The sequence below is a fragment of the Paraburkholderia sp. WC7.3g genome, from assembly GCF_050436345.1.
GTDB lineage: Bacteria > Pseudomonadota > Gammaproteobacteria > Burkholderiales > Burkholderiaceae > Paraburkholderia > Paraburkholderia podalyriae.
In genome coordinates, this window is record NZ_JBNDMA010000002.1 from 988,862 (window position 1) to 1,008,694 (window position 19,833).

The following is a 19,833-nucleotide window of genomic DNA, read 5'->3' on the forward strand; positions in this document are numbered from 1 at the left end:
TCTCCGGGACTCAGCGGGATGAACCCGGTTTCTGCGGCGTCGAGTCATTCGACGTCGGCGTACCTGGCGAATTGCGACGGCGCACGGTCGGCTTGGCGCGACCCTGCGCGCCAGGCGCGGCCGGTGCCTTTCGGCTAGCCTTCGCGCTTGCCTTCGCCGTGGCGATGGCCTGGGCGGTGTCGGTCGCGGCGTCGTTGCCGCCGAGGCTGTTGCCAACATACGCGGCCGAGCCTGCCGCCGCCGTTTGCGGACGCCACACCTGGCCGATCGACAGCGACTTCAGCTTCTTCTTGCCGCCGTACCAAAAGTTGACGATGCCGCGCGAAAAGAACACCGCCGAGAACATCGACGTCAGAATGCCGATACAGTGGACGATCGCGAAGCCGCGCACCGGACCCGAGCCGAACGCGAGCAGCGCGAGGCCGGCGATCAGCGTGGTCACGTTCGAGTCGAGAATCGTCGCCCATGCATGCGCGTAGCCGTTCTGGATAGCCAGTTGCGGCGGCGCGCCGTTGCGCAGCTCTTCGCGCACGCGCTCGTTGATCAGCACGTTCGCGTCGATCGCCATACCGAGCGCGAGCGCGATAGCGGCGATACCCGGCAGCGTGAGCGTGGCCTGCAGCATCGACAGCACCGCGACCAGCAGCAGCAGGTTCACGGACAGGCCGATCATCGAGATCACGCCGAACAGCATGTAATACGCGATCATGAACACGGCGATCGCCGCGAAGCCCCACACGACCGAGTGGAAGCCCTTCTTGATGTTGTCGGCGCCGAGGCTCGGGCCGATCGTGCGTTCCTCGATGATTTCCATCGGCGCGGCGAGCGAGCCGGCGCGCAGCAGCAGCGCGAGGTCGGCGGCCGCTTGCGGGGTCGGCTGGCCGGTGATCTGGAAGCGGTCGCCGAGTTCCGATTGGATCGTTGCGACCGTCAGCACTTCGCCCTTGCCGCGTTCGAACAGCACCATCGCCATCGGCTTGCCGATGTTGTCGCGCGACACTGCGCGTACCGCGCGGCCGCCGGCCGAGTCGAGACGGATGTTGACCGACGGACGCTGATGCTCGTCGAAGCCCGCCGACGCGTCGATGATGCGGTCGCCGGTGAAGATCACCTGCTTGCGCAGCAGCACCGGCGCCTGGTTGCCTTGCGTGAAGAGTTCATCGCCCGGCGGCACCGGGTCGTTCGGATTCGGATGCGTGTTGACCGGGTCGGCGAGACGCGCTTCGAGCGTGGCCGTACGGCCGATGATGTCCTTCGCCTTCGCGGTGTCCTGCACGCCCGGCAGTTCGACCACGATGCGGTCCGAGCCCTGTTGCTGGATCACCGGCTCGGCCACGCCGAGTTCGTTCACACGGTTATGCAGCGTCGTGATGTTCTGCTTGAGCGCGGCGTCCTGCACCTCGCGCTGCACGGCCGGCGTGAAGGTACCGACCAGCTGCACGCCGCCGTCCGCGCCGGTGTTCGGCTGCGACGCCCACTGAAGTTCGTTGACGCTGCGGCCGAGCAGCTTGAGTGCCGCGTCCGCCGTGGCCTGGTCGGCCAGATTCACCACCACCGACTGGTTCACGCGATTCACGCCGCCGTCGCGGACGTTGTTGTCGCGCAGCAGCGTGCGTACGTCCGAAGCGTCCGAATCGAGCTTCTTGTTCAGGGCGCCGGCCATGTCGACCTGCAGCAGGAAATGCACGCCGCCGCGCAGGTCGAGACCGAGGTACATCGGCAGTGCGCGCAGCGCGGTCATCCAGGTCGGCGACGCGCTTTGCAGGTTCAGTGCGACGATGTACTGCGGATCGTTCGGGTCGCTATTGAGCGACTTCTGCAGCAGATCCTTGACGCGCAGCTGCGTGTCCGTGTCCGTCAGGCGCACGCGGATGTTCGCGTTGGTCTGCGAGTTGTCGAACGTGATCGCGGTCGGCTTGATCTGATTGTCCGCGAGCGCGGCTTCGACCGACGCGAGCGTGGTGGCGTCGAGCTTGACCGTTGCCTTGCCGCTCGACACCTGCACCGCCGGCGCTTCGCCGTACAGATTGGGCAGCGTGTACACGAGACCGATGACCAGAGCCACCAGCATCACGGCGTATTTCCAGAGGGGGTAGCGATTCATGAGTGGTCCAACGGGAAGGTTGGCTTGGATGCGATGCGTCCGGCGATGAGCGCGGGCTGTTCAGCGAAGTGCATGAACTGCCGGCGAGGCCGCACCGGACGCGAGGAGTGCAGGCCTTACAGCGACTTGATCGTGCCCTTCGGGAGAATCGTCGTGACCGACGCCTTTTGCACGGTGATTTCCGTGCCTTCCGAAATTTCGATGCCGACGTAGGCTTCGCCCACCTTTGTCACCTTGCCGACGATGCCGCCGTTCGTCACGACTTCGTCGCCCCTGGCCATCGCTGCGAGCATGTTGCGATGTTCCTTCTGGCGCTTCATTTGCGGGCGAATCATGATGAAGTACAGCACGCCGAACATCAGGATCAGCGGCAGGAAGCTCATCAGGTTGGATTCGATACCGCCTGCTGCAGCGCCTTGCGCGAAGGCATTGGAAATGAACGACACGTTGGTCTCTCCGTTATCAGTCAAACGAACAAAAAAATCAGCCGGTTATTCTACCACCGGCCAGATGCGCGCCGGCGCGGCGAATCGGCTTTGCGATCAACCGTTTAAAGCTCCGATTCGGCACAAATTCACTGGCCGGCGAAAGTGAATTGTAAGTTGTCGGCGTGTGGCACGCGAAATCCGCCTGCCGGGGCCGTCAGGAGGACGGTTCGACGCCGCGCGCGCGGTCTTCGTGGAAGCGCTTGCGGAATGCGTCGAACAGCTTCGCCTCGATCGCATCGCGCATTTCCTGCATCAGCTCCAGGTAGTAGTGCAGGTTGTGGATCGTGTTCAGCTGCGCGCCGAGGATTTCGCCGACGCGATGCAGATGGTGCAGATAGCCGCGCGTGAAGTTGCGGCAGGTGTAGCAGCCGCATTGCTCGTCGAGCGGGCGCAGTGAGTTCCTGTGCGTCGCGTTGCGGATCTTGACGTCGCCAAAGCGCGTGAACAGCCAGCCGTTGCGCGCGTTGCGCGTCGGCATCACGCAGTCGAACATGTCGACGCCGGCCGCGACCCCGGCCACCAGGTCTTCCGGCGTGCCGACGCCCATCAGGTAGTGCGGCTTGTCGGCCGGCATCCTGGGGCCGATGTGGTTCAGGATCCGCATCATATCTTCCTTCGGTTCGCCGACCGACAGACCGCCGATTGCGAGGCCGTGGAAGTTTTTTTCGGCGAGGCCGGCGAGCGACTCGTCGCGCAGATCCTCGAACATGCCCCCCTGCACGATGCCGAACAGCGCATTCGGATTGCCGAGGCGCTGGAATTCGTCGATCGAGCGTTGCGCCCAGCGCATCGACATGCGCATCGATTCTGCCGCTTCCTTGTGCGAGGTCGGAATGTTGTTGGTCGCATACGGCGTGCATTCGTCGAACTGCATCACGATGTCCGAGTTCAGCACCTTCTGGATCTGCATCGACACCTCCGGCGACAAGAACAGCCGGTCGCCGTTGATCGGCGACGCGAATGTGACGCCGTCCTCGGTGATCTTGCGCAGATCGCCGAGCGAGAACACCTGGAAGCCGCCCGAGTCGGTCAGGATCGGCTTTTTCCAGCCCATGAAGCCGTGCAGGCCGCCGTGCGCGTCGATCGTTTCGAGGCCGGGGCGCAGCCACAGGTGAAACGTGTTGCCGAGGATGATCTGCGCATGCATTTCCTCGAGCTCGCGCGGCTGCACCGCCTTCACGGTGCCGTACGTGCCGACCGGCATGAAGATCGGCGTTTCGACCACGCCGTGATTGAGCGTGACGCGGCCGCGGCGCGCGGGGCCGTCGGTGCCGAGCAGTTCGAATTTGAGGCCGCTGATGTCGTTTCGGGGGTGCTCGTGGCCTGGCTGTTGCGAGGGATGACCAAAGGTCATGGGGATCACTCCTGTGCTACCGGAAAACAGTCCGGCGCAATCAATGAAAACCGCCACGAGCGATCGCAGCGGCTAGGAAAATTGCCAATACCTTGAAACGGTGCCCGCACTGGGTTAGGCATCGCGCCGCGTGAGCAGCATCGCGTCACCGTAGCTGAAAAAGCGATAGCGCTCGTCGATCGCATGACGATACGCGGCGCGAATCGTCTCGACGCCCGCGAATGCCGACACCAGCATCAGCAGCGTCGACTTCGGCAAATGGAAGTTCGTGACCAACCGGTCGACCACACGAAACCGGTAACCCGGCGTGATGAAGATGTCGGTTTCCGCGCTCGCCGCGGCGAGCGGATGGCCGGCGGCTTCGGCGTCGCGCGCGGCGGCTTCGAGCGCGCGCATCGAGGTCGTGCCGACCGCGATCACGCGGTTGCCGCGCGCTTTCGTCGCGGCGATCTTGTCCGCGAGCGCTTGCGGCAGGTAATACCGCTCGCTGTGCATCTTGTGCTCGGCGATGTTCTCGACCCGCACTGGCTGGAACGTGCCCGCGCCGACGTGCAGCGTCAGCGTTGCGCGTTCGACGCCATGTGCGTCGAGCCTGGCGAGCAGTGCGTCGTCGAAGTGCAGGCCGGCGGTCGGCGCGGCGACCGCGCCCGGATTCTGCGCGAACACGGTCTGATAGCGGGTTTCGTCGGTCGCGTCGGGGTCGTGCTCGATGTACGGCGGCAGCGGCAGACGGCCGTACTGCTCGATCAGCGTCAGACAGTCGTCGGGGAAATGCAGCGTGTAGAACTGATCGACGCGCTCACCGACGGTGACGTCGAACGCATCGGCGAGACGGATCGTCGTGCCCGCCTGCGGGCTCTTGCTCGCGCGGATCTGCGCGAGCACGCTGCGCTCGCCGGTCAGGCGCTCGACCAGCACTTCGATTCTGCCGCCGCTCGCTTTCTGGCCGAAGAATCGCGCCTTCAGCACTTTGGTATCGTTGAAGACCAGCAGATCGCCCGGCGCGACGCACTCGGGCAGCTCGGTGAAGCGGCGGTCGGTCAGGCGCGCGGCGCCGTCGGCGGCGCCTGCGGCGTCGACGTCGAGCAGACGGCTTGCGCTGCGCTCGGGCAACGCGACTTGCGCGATCAGCTCGGGCGGCAGATCGAAATCGAAATCGGAAAGCGTAAACATGCGAACGACTGGAAGCGGGTTGGGACTGATTTGGGACTGAATCGAGCCGAAGCCGGAGCCGGGCGGCTATGATGGCGGGACGCCGAAGCGGCCCGCGCGCCCCTAGAGCCGCGTCCTGCCCACGCTGGATGCGCGATGCGCGGCACGACTTTTTTCGACAGAAGCCGATATTGTACTTGCGAAGCAGCCCATGCCTTTGTCCGACCGCCGATCGTCCGTTGCCACCCTCGAAGCGGGCGCCGAACCGCGGCGCCGCGGCGCGCGAGCGGAGGCGAGGCAACGGGATCAGGCGCAAGGGGGCGCGCATGGCGACATGACGGCGGCTGGTCACGATGTCGGGCGCGACGGCGACCACACCGGAGCGGCCGCGGGCGACCCGCCGGATGAATTCGCGGCCGACCACGCGAGCGACGACAAACCCGCGCCCAAAACCAGAGCCACGGCGAAGGCCGCCGCCAAACCCGCAGCCAAAGCCCCCGTCAAAACCGCCGACAAGCTCGCCAAGCTCGGGCTCACGCGCGACATCGACCTCGTGCTGCATCTGCCGATGCGCTACGAAGACGAAACCTCGCTGACGCCGATCGCTCACCTGCTGCCCGGCGGCATCGCGCAAACCGAGGGCGTGGTGTTCGACAACGAGATCGCCTATCGCCCGCGTCGGCAGCTCCTCGTGAAGCTGCGCGAAGCCGAAGGCGACGAGCTCGTGCTGCGCTTTCTGAATTTCTACGGTTCGCAGGTCAAGCTGATGGCGCCCGGCGCGCGCCTGCGCGTGCGCGGCGACGTGCGCGGCGGCTTTTTCGGCATGGAGATGGTGCACCCGACCGTGCGCGTCGTCGATGAGGACACGCCGCTGCCGCAGGCGCTGACGCCGGTCTACCCGAGCACAGCGGGCGTATCGCAGGCGTATCTGCGCAAGGCGATCGACAACGCGCTCGCGCGCACGTCGCTGCCGGAGCTGCTGCCCGCGCCGGTCGCGCGCGCGTTTCTCGAGCCGCTTGGCGTGCCCGCGCTGATGGACGCGGTGCGCACGCTGCATCATCCGGGCGCGCAGTCGGACGAAACGGCGCTGATCGACGGCACGCATCCGGCCTGGGTGCGCATCAAGTTCGAGGAATTGCTCGCGCAGCAGATGTCGCTCAAGCGCGCGCACGACGAACGTCGCACGCGCGCCGCGCCGGCCATGCCGCGCCGCAAGCTCGGCGACGAGTCGGCGCTGGTCGCGCGTCTGCTGAAGGCGCTGCCGTTTTCGCTGACGGCCGCGCAGCAGCGTGTCGGCGGCGAGATCGCGCTCGATCTGACGCAGCCGCATCCGATGCAGCGGCTGTTGCAGGGCGACGTCGGCAGCGGCAAGACGATCGTCGCGGCGCTTGCTGCCGCGCAGGCGATCGACGCCGGCTACCAGGCCGCGCTGATGGCGCCGACCGAAATCCTCGCCGAGCAGCACGCGCGGAAGTTGCGCGGCTGGCTGGAGCCGCTCGGCGTGAACGTCGCGTGGCTCGCGGGCAGTCTGAAGACCAGGGAGAAGCGCGCCGCGATCGAAGCTGCCGCGCTCGGCACCGCGCAGCTCGTGATCGGCACGCACGCGATCATCCAGGACGCGGTCGAGTTCGCGCGCCTCGGGCTCGTGATCGTCGACGAACAGCATCGCTTCGGCGTCGCGCAACGGCTCGCGCTGCGAGCGAAGGCGCAAGGCGCCGCCGACGGCGCGCCCGACTTCCAGCCGCATCAGTTGATGATGTCCGCGACGCCGATTCCGCGCACGCTCGCGATGACCTACTACGCGGACCTCGACGTTTCCACGATCGACGAATTGCCGCCCGGCCGCACCCCGATCCTTACGAAGCTCGTGTCCGACGCGCGCCGCGAAGAGGTGATCGGCCGCGTGCGCGAGGCGGCGCTGACGGGGCGCCAGGTGTACTGGGTGTGTCCGCTGATCGAGGAAAGCGAGACCCTGCAGCTGCAAACCGCGGTCGAGACCTACGAGACGCTCGTGGCCGCGCTGCCCGAGCTGAAGGTCGGGCTCGTGCACGGGCGCCTCGCGCCCGCCGAAAAGGCCGCGGTGATGGACGCGTTTTCGCGCAACGAGATCCAGCTGCTGGTCGCGACCACGGTGATCGAGGTGGGCGTGGACGTGCCGAACGCGTCGTTGATGGTGATCGAGCATGCGGAACGCTTCGGTCTCGCGCAGTTGCATCAGTTACGCGGACGGGTGGGGCGCGGCAGCGCCGCGTCGGTTTGCGTGCTGCTGTACACCGGTCCGCTGTCCATGACCGCCCGCGCCCGCCTGCAAACGATGCGCGAAACTACCGACGGCTTCGAGATCGCCCGCCGCGACCTCGAAATCCGCGGGCCCGGGGAGTTTCTCGGCGCCCGTCAGTCGGGCGCGGCGATGCTGCGTTTCGCCGACCTGCAGAACGATCAGCACCTGATCGAGCCGGCGCGCGAAGCCGCCGCGACGCTGCTCGACCAGTATCCGGACGTCGTGATCCAGCATCTGGCGCGCTGGCTCGGCGCGCGCGAGCATTATCTGAAAGCCTGAGCGCGAGCCTGCGCCGCAAGTGGAACGGCTAAAAGGTTGGCGAACCGACCCTATCGGTGTATAACTAGAATCTATCAAATCCCTCATACTGATTGATCCCCGAATGACGCTCACCGAATTGAAATACATCGTGGCGGTGGCCCGCGAGCGGCACTTCGGCCGGGCCGCCGAAGCCTGTTTCGTCAGCCAGCCCACGCTGTCCGTGGCCATCAAGAAGCTCGAAGACGAGCTGAACGTGCAGATTTTCGAGCGCGGCACCAGCGAGGTCAGCGTCACGCCGATCGGCGAACAGATCGTCACGCAGGCGCAACGGGTGCTCGAGCAGACGCTTGCGATCAAGGAAATCGCCAAGCAGGGCAAGGACCCGCTGGTCGGTCCGCTGCGCCTTGGCGTGATCTACACGATCGGGCCGTACTTGCTGCCGACGCTCGTCAAGCAGATGATCCGGCGCGTGCCGCAGATGCCGCTGATGCTGCAGGAAAACTACACGCTGAAGCTGATCGAGCTGCTCAAGCAGGGCGAAATCGACGTCGCGATCATGGCGCTGCCATTTCCCGAAACCGGTTTGATGCTGCGCCCGCTTTACGACGAGCCATTCGTCGTCGCGCTGCCGTCTGGTCACGCGTGGGAAAGCCGCCCGAAGATCGACCCCGACGATCTGAAGCAGGAAACCATGCTGCTGCTCGGCAGCGGCCACTGCTTCCGCGATCATGTGCTCGGCGTGTGTCCCGAACTGATGCGCTTTTCGCAGAACGCGGACGGCATCCAGAAGACCTTCGAGGGCTCGTCGCTCGAAACGATTCGTCATATGGTCGCAAGCGGCGTCGGCATTACCGTGCTGCCGCGCATGTCGGTGCACGAGGTCAAGCCGCATGCGGGCGGGATCGACGCGGGCCTGCTCAGCTATGTCGCGTTCGACGAGCCGGTGCCCGATCGCCGTGTCGTGCTGGCATGGCGCAAGAGCTTCACGCGCATGCCCGCGATCGACGCGATCTGCGACGCAGTCGCCGCCTGCGACCTGCCCGGCGTCAACAAGCTCGATCTGCCTGCCGCCGTCAACTGAGTCGCCGTCGTCCCCCAGCCGCCCCAGACACCGGGGCGGCCTGTCGCAACAAGGGCGCAAGTCCTATCGAATAGATTAAATTAATCAAATACGATTATTCGATAGCTGTTGCTATAGTTTCCTCCACGGATCGCCCGATCCCCTTATTCGATTAAGGCTCAGCGCCCAGACCCCGAGTCAGGGCGCGAGACAGGCCAGGAGGAAAACACCATGCAAACGGATTCACAGCCCATCCACGCTTTTCCTGCACAAGCGGCCACGACTGCGGCCGCGCCGAGTATCCATACGGTTGCCATGTCGTTGCTGGCCGACCGGGTGCTGGCCGCCTGACGCGCCTACCCGTGACGGCGTCCGGCACGCACGGATGCCGCGCGCTTTCCCTTTGATTCGATAAAAACCACGCAGGAGTGCCCATGTCCGAACGTAAGCTCACCCATGCCGCCGGCGCGCCCGTCGCCGACAACCAGAACTCGATGACCGCCGGCCCGCGCGGCCCGGTCGTGCTGCAGGACGTCTGGCTGCTCGAAAAGCTCGCGCATTTCGATCGCGAAGTGATTCCCGAACGTCGCGTTCACGCGAAGGGTTCGGGTGCGTTCGGCACGCTGACGGTGACGCACGACATTTCGCGCTACACAAAGGCGAAGGTATTTGCGCAGCCTGGCAAGGAAACGCCGCTTTTCATGCGCTTTTCGGCGGTGGCCGGCGAGCGTGGCGCGGCCGACGCCGAGCGCGACGTGCGCGGCTTCTCGATCAAGTTCTACACGGAAGAAGGCAACTGGGACGTGGTCGGCAACAACACGCCGGTGTTCTTCATCCGCGATCCGCTGAAGTTTCCGGACTTTATCCATACGCAGAAGCGTGATCCGTACACGAATCTGCGCAGCAATGTCGCCGCGTGGGATTTCTGGTCGCGTCATCCGGAGTCGCTGCATCAGGTGACGATTCTGATGAGCGATCGCGGCATTCCGAAGAACTACCGGCAGATGCATGGCTTCGGCTCGCACACGTACTCGTTCATCAACGCGAACAACGAGCGTTTCTGGGTCAAGTTCCACTTCAAGTCGCAGCAGGGCATCGAGAATTTCACCGACGCCGAAGCCGCGCAGGTGGTCGCCAATGACCGCGAAAGCGCGCAGCGCGATCTGGTGAACAGCATCGACGCGGGCCACTTCCCGAAGTGGCGCTTCGCGATTCAGGTGATGCCGGAAGCGGATGCGTTGAATTACCGCTTCAACCCGTTCGACATCACGAAGGTGTGGTCGCAGAAGGACTATCCGTTGATCGACGTCGGCACGATCGAGCTGAACCGCAACGCGGCGAACTATTTCGCGGACGTCGAGCAGGCGGCGTTCACACCCGCGAATGTGGTGCCGGGCATCGGCTTTTCGCCGGACCGTCTGTTGCAGGGGCGTCTGTTCTCGTACGGCGATACGCAGCGTTACCGGCTCGGCATCAATCACCACCAGATTCCGGTGAATGCGCCGCGCGCGCCGGGCGCGCATCCGTTCCATCGCGACGGCGCGATGCGCACCGACCGCAATCTCGGCGGCAACGTGAATTACGAGCCGAATCGCTTCGGCGACTTCGCGCAGGACGCCAACGCGTCGGAGCCGCCGCTCGCGGCGGGCGCGGTCGAGCGTTACCCGCATCGCGAGGACGACGACTACTACACGCAGCCGCGCATGCTGTTCGCGCTGTTCGACGACGCGCAGCGCGAGCGTCTGTTCGGCAATATCGCGCGACATATCGACGGCGTGCCGCAGCAGATCGTCGCGCGTCAGATCGAGCATTTCCGCCGCGCCGATCCGGCTTACGCGCAAGGGGTGATCGCGGCGCTCGCCGCGTTGCAGGAAGGCAGGAATCGTTAGGCGTCACGATACGCACCGGGAGTACGATCATGATTCAGATGGTGATGGCAAGCATCGGTGGTTCGGCCGCGACGCGAAGCATGCTGGCGCAACGGCGGGCGTTCATGCTGCGTAAGGTGGTGGGTTTTGCGATCGTCGCGAGCGGCTTCGCGGTGATCGCCGCGCAGGCGTTGCAGCATGCGCTGGGCGGCTGAGCGCAGTGCCGCCGGAATCGCCGCGCAGCAAGGCTTCCGGGCACCTGTTGCGCAAACGTTGCGGCATTTCACGCTACACTGTCGAACGTTTTATTTTTGTTTCCGCAGACCGTTATCTGCCGACCGGTTCGTATCACTCTTCGAAGGAGTCGTCATGGCCAAGAAAGAAGCCGCTGCCGTACAGCACGTCAACATCGGCATCAGCGACAAGGATCGCAAGAAGATCGCGGAAGGGCTGTCGCGTCTGCTCGCCGACACGTACACGCTATACCTGAAGACCCACAACTTTCACTGGAACGTCACGGGTCCGATGTTCAACACGCTGCACCTGATGTTCGAAACGCAGTACAACGAACTCGCGCTCGCGGTCGACTCGATCGCCGAACGCATCCGCGCATTGGGCGTGCATGCGCCGGGCAGCTATAAGGATTTCGCGAAGCTGTCGTCGATCCCCGAAGCGGACGGCGTGCCGCTCGCCGAAGACATGATCCGCCAGTTGGTCGAAGGCCAGGAAGCCGTGGTGCGCACCGCGCGCGCAATCTTCCCGTCCACGGAAGCCGCCAACGACGAGCCGACCGCCGACCTGCTCACGCAACGCATGCAGACGCACGAAAAGACCGCGTGGATGCTGCGCTCGCTGCTCGCTTGATTTGCCGTGACTGAGCCGGTCGAGTCAGGTCCGATGCCGGCGCGGGCAACGCCCACGCCGTGCTAAAAACGCACAAGCCTCCCTGCACGGGGGGCTTTGTTTTTTGCGCGGCCGTGCGAATCCGGGCGCGCCGTGTGCTTCCCGTAAAATAGGTGCACCGTGTTCGCACTTCACCGAATTCGTCCCATGTTCGCCCGACTTCCCCTGTATCTGCGCCTCGTGCGCATGGATAAGCCGATCGGCAGCCTGCTGCTGCTGTGGCCGACCCTCAACGCACTGTGGATCGCATCCGGCGGTCATCCGTCGTGGCAATTGCTGGTGATCTTCACGCTCGGCACGGTGCTGATGCGCTCGGCCGGCTGCGCGATCAACGACTATGCGGACCGCGATTTCGACCGTCACGTGAAGCGCACCGAAAACCGGCCGCTCACGTCCGGCAAGATCAACGCGTGGGAAGCGGTTTTGCTGGCCACGGTCCTGTCGTTGATTGCGTTTGCGCTGATCCAGCCGCTCAATGCGTTGACCAAGGCGTTGTCCGTGGTGGCGCTATTCGTCGCCGGCACGTATCCGTTCATGAAGCGCTTCTTTGCGATTCCGCAGGCGTACCTGGGCATCGCGTTCGGCTTTGGCATTCCGATGGCGTTCGCCGCGGTGCAGGATCACGTGCCGCCGCTCGCGTGGGTGATGCTGATCGCGAACATCTTCTGGGCCGTTGCGTACGACACCGAATACGCGATGGTCGATCGCGACGACGACATCAAGATCGGCATCCGCACGTCGGCGCTGACGTTCGGCCGCTTCGACGTGACCGCGGTCATGCTGTGCTATGCGGTGACGCTCGGGATTTACGTCGGCATCGGCGTAACGCTCGGGTTCGGTCTGCTGTACTGGCTCGGCTGGGCGGTCGCAGTGGGTTGCGCGATCTATCACTACACGCTGATCCGCCATCGCGAGCGCATGCCGTGCTTCGCCGCGTTCCGTCACAACAACTGGCTCGGCGGCGCGTTGTTCGCGGGGATCGCCGCGCATTACGTGCTGGCTTCGCTTTAATTCGCGTCAGCGCTTTGCGGGCTTCAGACCGCTGCTGTTTCCGCCGTTTCTTTTCGACGCCGGTTCGCGTTACTGCTTGCCGAACTCGTCGCCCATTTCGCGCGCCCGCGCGTCGGCGGCCAGCGCGCCGCGCACGATTGCATCCTTGATACCGCTCGCGTCGAACGAGGCGAGCGCCGCCGCGGTCGTGCCGCCCTTCGATGTCACGCGCTCGCGCAACACGCTCGGCGGCTCGTCGGAATTGGCTGCGAGTTGCGCGGCGCCCGTGAACGTCGCGACCGCGAGCGCGCGGCCTTGCGCTTCGTCCATGCCGAGCTGGCGCGCGGCTTCCTGCAGCGCTTCGATGAAATAGAACACGTAGGCCGGCCCGCTGCCCGAGATCGCGGTCACCGCGTCGATCTTCGCTTCGTCATCGAACCAGACGGTTTCGCCGACCGCGCCGAGCACCTGCGACGCGAGCGCGCGACCCGCTTCGTCGACGCTGCCGCTTGCGACCAGACCCGTCACGCCCATGCCGATCAGCGCCGGCGTATTCGGCATCACGCGCACGATGCGGCTGTGGCCGTCGAGCCAGCGCGACATGTCGCCGATGCGAATGCCCGCGACGATGCTGACGATGAGTTGCGACGCGCGCAGATGCGGCGCCACCGTCCCGGCGACGCTCTTCAGGATCTGCGGCTTTACCGCGAGCACGACTGCGTCGTAATCAGCGAGCGCGCCGTCGGCGGCCACGCCGGTGCGGATGCCGAACTGTTGCTGGTTGCGCTGGCGCGCGTCTTCGTTCGGATCGACCGCGTACAGGTCCGAGGGCGCCACGCCCCGCTTGATGAGGCCGCCGATCAACGCCGCGGCCATGTTGCCGCCGCCGATAAACGCAATTTTCATGATGGTCAGGACAGGTTCAGTTGAGATGCGGAAATGCGGTGAGGGCGTCGCGCGGCCAGGCTCGCGCGACGCCCGTGCAAATGCTCAGCGCGAGTAATCGCGCGCGCCGAAGATCGCGGTGCCGATGCGGACGATCGTCGCGCCTTCGAGCACGGCTGCTTCGAGATCGGCCGACATGCCCATCGACAGCGTATCGAGCGCAAGTCCGTCGACACGCAAGCGCTCGAACAGCACGCGCAATTGGCGATGCGGCGCGCGTTGCGCGTCCAGATCGCCGAGCGGTTCGGGGATCGACATCAGTCCGCGCAGCTTCAGCTTCGGCAGCGCGGCGATCTGTTGCGCGACGGCGGCCGCGTCGCCGACCGTGACACCGCTCTTTGACGCTTCACCGCTGACGTTGACCTGCAGGCACACGTTGAGCGGCGGCAGGTCGTCGGGGCGCTGTTCCGACAGTCGCTGCGCGATCTTCAGCCGATCGACCGAATGTACCCAGTCGAAATGCTCGGCGACGGCCCGCGTCTTGTTCGATTGCAGCGGCCCGATGAAGTGCCATTCGAGCGACGCGCGCAGATCGGCGAGCGTCTGGATCTTGTCGAGTGCTTCCTGCACGTAGTTTTCGCCGAATGCGCGCTGACCGGCCGCACGAGCGGCGCGCACCGCATCGGCGCGAAACGTCTTGGAGACCGCGAGCAGCATCACGGACTGCGCGTCGCGGCCGGCCGCTTGCGCGGCTCGGGCGATGCGCTCGTGAACGTCGGCGAGATTGAGAGCCAGGTGCTCGGCGAGACGGTGAGGCAGATCGGACATGGAACGAACCGGTGTTCAGCGAAGACGATGTCCCGATTATACGGACAGCATGTGCTCGACCAGTTCGATCCAGTGCGCGACCGGCGTCGACGTGCCGCTTTGCAAATGCGCGATGCAACCGACGTTCGCCGACAGGATCACCTGCGGCTCCTGCGCCTGCAAACGCTCGAGCTTCTGGTCGCGCAGCGCGTACGACAGGCGCGGCTGCAGCAGCGAGTAGGTGCCGGCCGAGCCGCAGCACAGATGGCTGTCGGCGGGCAGGCGCACTTCGAGGCCGAGCGCGCCGAGCAGTTGCTCCACCTTGCCGCGGATCTGCTGCCCATGCTGCAGCGTGCAGGGCGGATGAAATGCGACCGTGTGCACGGCCCGGCGGCGCGTGATCGCGACAAGCTGCGCCTCGAACTCAGGCAGGATCTCGCAGACGTCGCGCGTCAGTTCGACGATGCGGCGCGCTTTCTCCGCATAGTTGGGATCGTGGCGCAGCAGGTGCGCGTATTCCTTGACCGTCGCGCCGCAGCCCGACGCGTTCATCACGATCGCTTCAACGCCCTGTTCGACGTAGGGCCACCATGCGTCGATGTTCGCGCGCAGGTCGTCGAGCGCCTCGTCGTGGTAGCCGAGGTGCAGGCGGATCGCGCCGCAGCAGCCGGCTTCGGGCGCAACCAGCGTTTCGATGCCGAGCGCGTCGAACACGCGCGCGGTCGCGATGTTGACGTTCGGCATCATCGACGGCTGCACGCAGCCCGCGAGCATCAGCACCTTGCGTTCGTGTTGCGCGCTCGGCCATTCGAGCGGGCGTTGACGCGCGGGCACCTTGTCGCGCAGTTTCTTCGGCAGCAGGCCGCGCACGTGCTGGCCCAAGCGCATCGCGGGCGTGAAGATCGCGCTGTTCGGCAGCACGCTCGCGAGCAGGCGCCGCATCAGCCGCTGATTGAGCGGACGCTTGACTTTCTCTTCGGTGAGCTTGCGGCCGATTTCGACGAGCCGCCCGTATTGCACGCCCGACGGGCAGGTCGACTCACAATTGCGACAGGTGAGGCAGCGGTCCAGGTGAACCTGCGTGCTGCGCGTGACCGGCGCGCCTTCGACCATCTGCTTGATCAGATAAATGCGCCCGCGCGGGCCGTCGAGCTCGTCGCCGAGCAGTTGATAGGTCGGGCAGGTGGCCGTGCAGAAGCCGCAATGCACGCACTTGCGCAGGATGGCGTCGGCTTCGTTGCCATCGGGCGTATTGCGAATGAAGTCCGCGAGGTTGGTTTGCATCGCATCGCTCAGAAGTCGGGGTAGAGACGGCCGCGGTTGAATATGCGGACCGGGTCGAATGCGTGTTTGAGGCCGCGATGGATTTTCATCAGCGGCGCGGGCAGCGGTGTGAATACGCCGGCGCTGCGGTCGTAGCCTTGGCCGCTGCGGAAGATCGTCGCGTGGCCGCCGGCCTGCTTCGCGCTGATGCGCACGGTTTGTGCGTCGGTGTCGGTGATCCACCAGCGCTGGCCGCCGCCCCATTCCATCAGTTGCGCGCCGGGCAGTTGCAGCGGCTCGGTGATCGACGGCAGCGCGAGACGCCACAGCGCGGCCTTCGGCGGAATGCCCGCAAAAAACGAATCGGTCTGTTCGCGCAGTCCGGCCCAGAAGCGTTCGGCTTCGACCGCATCGACGACTTCGCCGCCGAGCCCGGTGCGCGCGGACTTGACCGCGGCTTCCGCGCCGCCCAGGCGCACCGCGAGCGTGCCGTTGCGCCATGCGCTCGCGGTGATCGGCAGCGGCCGGCCGCCCCATTCGTTGAGCTTGCGTACCGCGTCGGTGCCGTTCATGTCGAACTTCAGCGTGGCTTCGGCCTGCGGCCGCGGCAGCACTTTGACCGATAGCTCGAGGATCAACCCGAGCGTGCCGAGCGAGCCCGCGAGCAGCCGCGACACGTCGTAGCCCGCGACATTCTTGACGACCTGGCCGCCGAAGCGCAGCACCTGGCCGTGGCCGTTCATCACGACGGCACCGAGCACGAAGTCGCGCGCGGCGCCGACGGCCGGCCTGCGCGGCCCCGAAATACCCGCGGCGATGCAGCCGCCGAAGGTGGCCTGCGGACCGAAGTGCGGCGGCTCGAACGGCAGCATCTGGTCGTGCTCGGCGAGCGCGGCTTCGATTTCCAGCAACGGTGTCCCCGCGCGCGCGGTGATCACGAGCTCGGCCGGATCGTACGCGATGATGCCGCGATAAGCGCGCGTGTCGAGGATCTCACCTTCCAGCGTCTGACCATACCAGTCCTTGGTGCCGCCGCCGCGGATGCGCACCGCGCCTCCCTCGGCGCTGGCCGAACGCACGCGTTCGGACCATCCGGCGACGATGTCGTCCTCTTCCATGGTGTCCTGCTCGTTGTGTGTCGTTTGATTGTACCGGGCGGCGGCTCGCTGGCAAGCCGGAGCGCACCCGCATGACGGGGCGCGGAGCATTGGTCTGAAGGGGACGGAGCGAGGCGCCGCGCACGCCGCGCCAGCATCAGCGCGCGCGGCGTGCGGCGGATGCGCAATGCCGACGCCAGCCGCTAGAAGCGAGGCAGCTCCGGATGCGGCAGCAGCCCGCCGCGCACGTGCATCTTGCCGTATTCGGCGCAGCGCGCCCGTGTCGGGATGCCCTTGTCGGGGTTCAGCAGGCCGGGCGCGTCGAAGGCCCGCTTGACCGCGTGGAACGTATCGCGCTCCTCGGGCGAGAACTGCACGCACATCGAATTGATCTTCTCGATGCCGACGCCATGCTCACCCGTCACCGTGCCGCCCAGCTCGACGCAAGCTTCGAGGATGTCGCAACCGAACAACTCGGCGCGGTGCCACTCGTCCTTGTCGTTGCCGTTGAACAGGATCAGCGGATGCATGTTGCCGTCGCCGGCATGGAACACGTTGATGCAGCGCAACTGGTACGTTTTTTCCATCTCCTCGATGCGCGCGAGCAGCGGCCCGATACTGCGGCGCGGCACGGTGCCGTCCATGCAGTAATAGTCCGGCGAGATGCGGCCGGCGGCCGGAAACGCGTTCTTGCGCCCGGACCAGAAGCGTAGGCGCTCCGCTTCCGTGCGCGAAATCTGGATACGGGTCGCGCCGTGCTCGCGCAGCACCGCGGTCATGCGTACGATCTCGTTCGCGACTTCCTCGGGTGTGCCGTCCGATTCGCACAGCAGGATCGCCGCCGCGTCGAGATCGTAGCCTGCGTTGACGAACTCCTCGACCGCGCGCGTGGCGGGCTTGTCCATCATCTCGAGGCCGGCCGGAATGATGCCCGCCGCGATGATGCCCGCGACCGCGTCGCCGCCTTTGACGACGTCGTCGAAGCTGGCCATGATGACCTGCGCCGTTTGCGGCTTCGGGATCAGCTTGACGGTGACCTCGGTGACGATCGCGAACATGCCCTCGCTGCCGATCAGCACCGCGAGCAGATCGAGCCCCGGCGCGTCGGGCGCGAGCGAGCCGAATTCGACGATTTCGCCTTCCATCGTCACCGCTCGCACGCGCAGTACGTTGTGCACGGTGAGGCCGTACTTCAGGCAATGCACGCCGCCCGAATTCTCGGACACGTTGCCGCCGATCGTGCACGCAATTTGCGACGATGGGTCGGGCGCATAGTAGAGGCCGTACGGTGCCGCGGCCTCGGAGATCGCCAGATTGCGCACGCCCGGTTGCACGGTCGCGATGCGCGCGTACGGGTCGACCTCGACGATCTTGCGAAAGCGTGCGAGCGACACCACCACGCCGAGCCGGATCGGCATCGCGCCGCCGGACAGCCCGGTGCCCGCACCGCGCGGCACGATGGGCACCTCGAGGCGATGGCAGATCTGCACGATGCGCTGCACCTGCGATTCGGTTTCCGGCAACGCGACCGCGAGCGGCAGACGCCGGTACGCGGCGAGGCCGTCGCAGTCGTACGCGACGGTGTCTTCCTCGCGATACAGCAGACAGTGGGTCGGCAACACGGCCATCAGCGCCTGCACGACTTCGCGCTGACGCTGCGCGAGGACTTCAGCCGACAGTTCAGCGGGTGCGTTCATGTGAGTTGTCTCCTCGTGGCTTGCCGCGGCCAGCCTTCGCAACGTCGGTCAGGCCGCCGCCCACGCGAAGATCTTGCCCGGGTTCATCAGATTGCGCGGGTCGAGCGCGTGCTTGATCGAGCGCATCGTGTCGACCGCGACGTCGCCATGCTCCTCGAGTAGAAAGCCCATCTTGTGCAGGCCGATGCCATGCTCGCCGGTGCAGGTGCCGTCCATGCGCAGCGCGCGCTGCACGATGCGATGGTTCAGGCGCTCGGCTTCCTCGAGTTCCTCGGGCTTGTTCGGGTCGATCAGGATTGCGACGTGGAAGTTGCCGTCGCCGACATGGCCGACGATCGGGCAGGGCAGCGGCGAGGCCAACAGATCCTGCTCCGTTTCGACCACGCACTCCGCGAGACGCGAGATCGGTACGCAGACGTCGGTGGTCACCGCGCGCGAGCCGGGCTTCAGTTGCAACATCGCGAAATAGGCGTTGTGACGCGCGTTCCACAGACGGCTGCGGTCTTCGGGGCGCGTCGCCCATTCGAAGCCTTCACCGGCGTTCTGCGCGGCCAGTTCCTGCACGAGCTGGGCCTGTTCCTTGACGCCCGCCTCGGTGCCATGAAATTCGAAGAACAACGTGGGTGCTTCGCGCAGCGTCAGATTCGAATGGCGATTGATCGAGCGGATCGCCAGCGAATCGACGAACTCGACACGCGCGATCGGCACGCCGATCTGGATCGTCTCGATAACCGCGCGCACCGCATCGCCCATCGACGGGAACGTGCACACCGCGGCCGACACCGCCTCCGGCTGCGGATACAGGCGCACCGTGATTTCGGTGATCACGCCGAGCGTGCCTTCCGAGCCGACGAACAGGCGCGTGAGGTCATACCCCGCCGCCGACTTGCGCGCGCGCGAGCCGGTCTTGATCACGCGGCCATCGGCGAGCACCACCGTCAGGCCGAGCACGTTCTCGCGCATCGTGCCGTAGCGCACGGCGTTGGTACCCGACGCGCGCGTGGCCGACATGCCGCCAATGCTCGCGTCCGCGCCCGGATCGATCGGGAAGAACAGGCCGGTGTCGCGCAGTGCTTCGTTCAGTTGCTTGCGTGAGATGCCGGGCTCGACGGTGACGGTCAGGTCTTCGGCGTTGATCGACAACACGCGGTTCATTTCCGACAGATCGATCGACACGCCGCCTTGCACCGCAAGCAGATGTCCTTCGAGCGACGAACCATTGCCGTACGGAATGATCGGCACATCGAACTGGCCGCACAGCTTGACGGCGGTTTGCACGTCTTCGGTCGTGCGCGCGAACACGACGGCGTCAGGCAGTTGCGGATCGAATGGCGATTCGTCGCGGCCGTGATGCGCACGCACGGCTTCGGCAACGGAGACCCGATCGCCGAAAGCGGCTTTGAGCTGGTTCAGCAATCCGGCGGGAAACGGCCGGCGCAGCGGGGCCGGCGGCACGGGATGGTTCACGCATGTCTCCTGTGTCGACCGGAGTTAGCGCTACAGCGCTTACTCCGGTCCAATGCTTTAGCTCGATCGGTTTAGCGCTACAGCGCTTGCTCCGGTCTCGTGAAAGTTTCTTTAGGTGCAGCCTGTTTGCAGCAGGTGTTTCATTTTACGCCGCCA

General features: G+C 65.6%; 16 protein-coding genes. 6 read left to right on the forward strand and 10 right to left on the reverse strand.

Annotation, left to right across the window (positions count from 1 at the left end):
- Positions 1 to 10: 10 nt before the first annotated feature.
- The 4 genes from secD to queA all read right to left on the reverse strand — a co-directional run bounded on the left by secD (position 11) and on the right by queA (position 5,119).
- A complete protein-coding gene (gene secD, locus OKW43_RS16105) occupies positions 11 to 2,104 on the reverse strand; it encodes a protein translocase subunit SecD (RefSeq protein ID WP_429448407.1) in 2,094 nt (697 codons plus the stop codon).
- A 116-nt stretch (positions 2,105 to 2,220) separates the two neighbouring features.
- Positions 2,221 to 2,550: a preprotein translocase subunit YajC gene (gene yajC, locus OKW43_RS16110; protein WP_018419452.1), complete on the reverse strand. Its 330-nt coding sequence runs from the start codon at positions 2,548 to 2,550 to the stop codon at positions 2,221 to 2,223.
- 196 nt (positions 2,551 to 2,746) lie between these two features.
- Positions 2,747 to 3,946 (reverse strand): tRNA guanosine(34) transglycosylase Tgt, encoded by a 1,200-nt coding sequence (gene tgt / locus OKW43_RS16115; RefSeq protein ID WP_187633892.1) that lies wholly within the window; start codon positions 3,944 to 3,946, stop codon positions 2,747 to 2,749.
- Between the two features lie 114 nt (positions 3,947 to 4,060).
- Positions 4,061 to 5,119 carry a tRNA preQ1(34) S-adenosylmethionine ribosyltransferase-isomerase QueA gene (gene queA / locus OKW43_RS16120; protein ID WP_429448409.1) on the reverse strand — a complete coding sequence of 353 codons (1,059 nt, stop codon included), beginning with the start codon at positions 5,117 to 5,119 and terminating at the stop codon, positions 4,061 to 4,063.
- 190 nt (positions 5,120 to 5,309) lie between these two features.
- On the opposite strand from queA, the gene recG reads away from it, so the two are divergent.
- The 6 genes from recG (at position 5,310) to ubiA (ending at position 12,482) form a co-directional block, all read left to right on the forward strand.
- Positions 5,310 to 7,658, forward strand: a complete 2,349-nt coding sequence (gene recG, locus OKW43_RS16125; RefSeq protein WP_429448411.1) for an ATP-dependent DNA helicase RecG — start codon at positions 5,310 to 5,312, stop codon at positions 7,656 to 7,658.
- 103 nt (positions 7,659 to 7,761) lie between these two features.
- Entirely contained in the window at positions 7,762 to 8,721 is a 960-nt protein-coding gene (locus OKW43_RS16130) for a LysR substrate-binding domain-containing protein (RefSeq protein WP_187633889.1), read from the forward strand.
- Between the two features lie 413 nt (positions 8,722 to 9,134).
- Positions 9,135 to 10,589, forward strand: a complete 1,455-nt coding sequence (locus OKW43_RS16135) for a catalase (protein WP_429448413.1) — start codon at positions 9,135 to 9,137, stop codon at positions 10,587 to 10,589.
- A 29-nt stretch (positions 10,590 to 10,618) separates the two neighbouring features.
- Positions 10,619 to 10,783 carry a hypothetical protein gene (locus tag OKW43_RS16140; RefSeq protein WP_187633887.1) on the forward strand — a complete coding sequence of 55 codons (165 nt, stop codon included), beginning with the start codon at positions 10,619 to 10,621 and terminating at the stop codon, positions 10,781 to 10,783.
- Positions 10,784 to 10,937: 154 nt separating this feature from the next.
- Positions 10,938 to 11,432: a Dps family protein gene (locus tag OKW43_RS16145; protein WP_187633886.1), complete on the forward strand. Its 495-nt coding sequence runs from the start codon at positions 10,938 to 10,940 to the stop codon at positions 11,430 to 11,432.
- A 186-nt stretch (positions 11,433 to 11,618) separates the two neighbouring features.
- Positions 11,619 to 12,482, forward strand: a complete 864-nt coding sequence (gene ubiA, locus OKW43_RS16150) for a 4-hydroxybenzoate octaprenyltransferase (RefSeq protein WP_187633885.1) — start codon at positions 11,619 to 11,621, stop codon at positions 12,480 to 12,482.
- Positions 12,483 to 12,551: 69 nt separating this feature from the next.
- Here the strand turns inward: ubiA and proC are convergent, their stop codons facing one another.
- From proC to OKW43_RS16180, 6 genes are all read right to left on the reverse strand, one after another.
- Positions 12,552 to 13,367 carry a pyrroline-5-carboxylate reductase gene (proC, locus tag OKW43_RS16155; protein WP_187633884.1) on the reverse strand — a complete coding sequence of 272 codons (816 nt, stop codon included), beginning with the start codon at positions 13,365 to 13,367 and terminating at the stop codon, positions 12,552 to 12,554.
- An 84-nt stretch (positions 13,368 to 13,451) separates the two neighbouring features.
- Positions 13,452 to 14,174, reverse strand: a complete 723-nt coding sequence (locus OKW43_RS16160; protein ID WP_187633883.1) for a YggS family pyridoxal phosphate-dependent enzyme — start codon at positions 14,172 to 14,174, stop codon at positions 13,452 to 13,454.
- A gap of 36 nt (positions 14,175 to 14,210) precedes the next feature.
- Positions 14,211 to 15,437: a glycolate oxidase subunit GlcF gene (glcF, locus tag OKW43_RS16165; RefSeq protein ID WP_187633882.1), complete on the reverse strand. Its 1,227-nt coding sequence runs from the start codon at positions 15,435 to 15,437 to the stop codon at positions 14,211 to 14,213.
- Between the two features lie 8 nt (positions 15,438 to 15,445).
- Positions 15,446 to 16,534, reverse strand: coding sequence for a glycolate oxidase subunit GlcE (gene glcE / locus OKW43_RS16170; RefSeq protein ID WP_429448417.1), 1,089 nt, complete (start codon positions 16,532 to 16,534; stop codon positions 15,446 to 15,448).
- Positions 16,535 to 16,716: 182 nt separating this feature from the next.
- On the reverse strand, positions 16,717 to 18,210 hold the full coding sequence (locus OKW43_RS16175; RefSeq protein WP_187633880.1) for an FAD-linked oxidase C-terminal domain-containing protein: 1,494 nt from the start codon (positions 18,208 to 18,210) through the stop codon (positions 16,717 to 16,719).
- A 48-nt stretch (positions 18,211 to 18,258) separates the two neighbouring features.
- Positions 18,259 to 19,677 (reverse strand): FAD-linked oxidase C-terminal domain-containing protein, encoded by a 1,419-nt coding sequence (locus OKW43_RS16180; protein WP_429448419.1) that lies wholly within the window; start codon positions 19,675 to 19,677, stop codon positions 18,259 to 18,261.
- Between the last annotated feature and the right edge of the window lie 156 nt (positions 19,678 to 19,833).

Bases quoted from the DNA above. Each gene is read 5' to 3' on its own strand.
- tgt (WP_187633892.1), bottom strand. From the start codon at position 3,946: ATGACCTTTGGTCATCCCTCGCAACAGCCAGGCCACGAGCACCCCCGA.
- queA (WP_429448409.1), bottom strand. From the start codon at position 5,119: ATGTTTACGCTTTCCGATTTCGATTTCGATCTGCCGCCCGAGCTGATC.
- OKW43_RS16135 (WP_429448413.1), top strand. From the start codon at position 9,135: ATGTCCGAACGTAAGCTCACCCATGCCGCCGGCGCGCCCGTCGCCGAC.
- secD (WP_429448407.1), bottom strand. From the start codon at position 2,104: ATGAATCGCTACCCCCTCTGGAAATACGCCGTGATGCTGGTGGCTCTG.
- OKW43_RS16160 (WP_187633883.1), bottom strand. From the start codon at position 14,174: ATGTCCGATCTGCCTCACCGTCTCGCCGAGCACCTGGCTCTCAATCTC.
- ubiA (WP_187633885.1), top strand. From the start codon at position 11,619: ATGTTCGCCCGACTTCCCCTGTATCTGCGCCTCGTGCGCATGGATAAG.
- OKW43_RS16175 (WP_187633880.1), bottom strand. From the start codon at position 18,210: ATGAACGCACCCGCTGAACTGTCGGCTGAAGTCCTCGCGCAGCGTCAG.
- glcF (WP_187633882.1), bottom strand. From the start codon at position 15,437: ATGCAAACCAACCTCGCGGACTTCATTCGCAATACGCCCGATGGCAAC.
- OKW43_RS16140 (WP_187633887.1), top strand. From the start codon at position 10,619: ATGATTCAGATGGTGATGGCAAGCATCGGTGGTTCGGCCGCGACGCGA.
- OKW43_RS16145 (WP_187633886.1), top strand. From the start codon at position 10,938: ATGGCCAAGAAAGAAGCCGCTGCCGTACAGCACGTCAACATCGGCATC.
- glcE (WP_429448417.1), bottom strand. From the start codon at position 16,534: ATGGAAGAGGACGACATCGTCGCCGGATGGTCCGAACGCGTGCGTTCG.
- proC (WP_187633884.1), bottom strand. From the start codon at position 13,367: ATGAAAATTGCGTTTATCGGCGGCGGCAACATGGCCGCGGCGTTGATC.
- OKW43_RS16130 (WP_187633889.1), top strand. From the start codon at position 7,762: ATGACGCTCACCGAATTGAAATACATCGTGGCGGTGGCCCGCGAGCGG.
- recG (WP_429448411.1), top strand. From the start codon at position 5,310: ATGCCTTTGTCCGACCGCCGATCGTCCGTTGCCACCCTCGAAGCGGGC.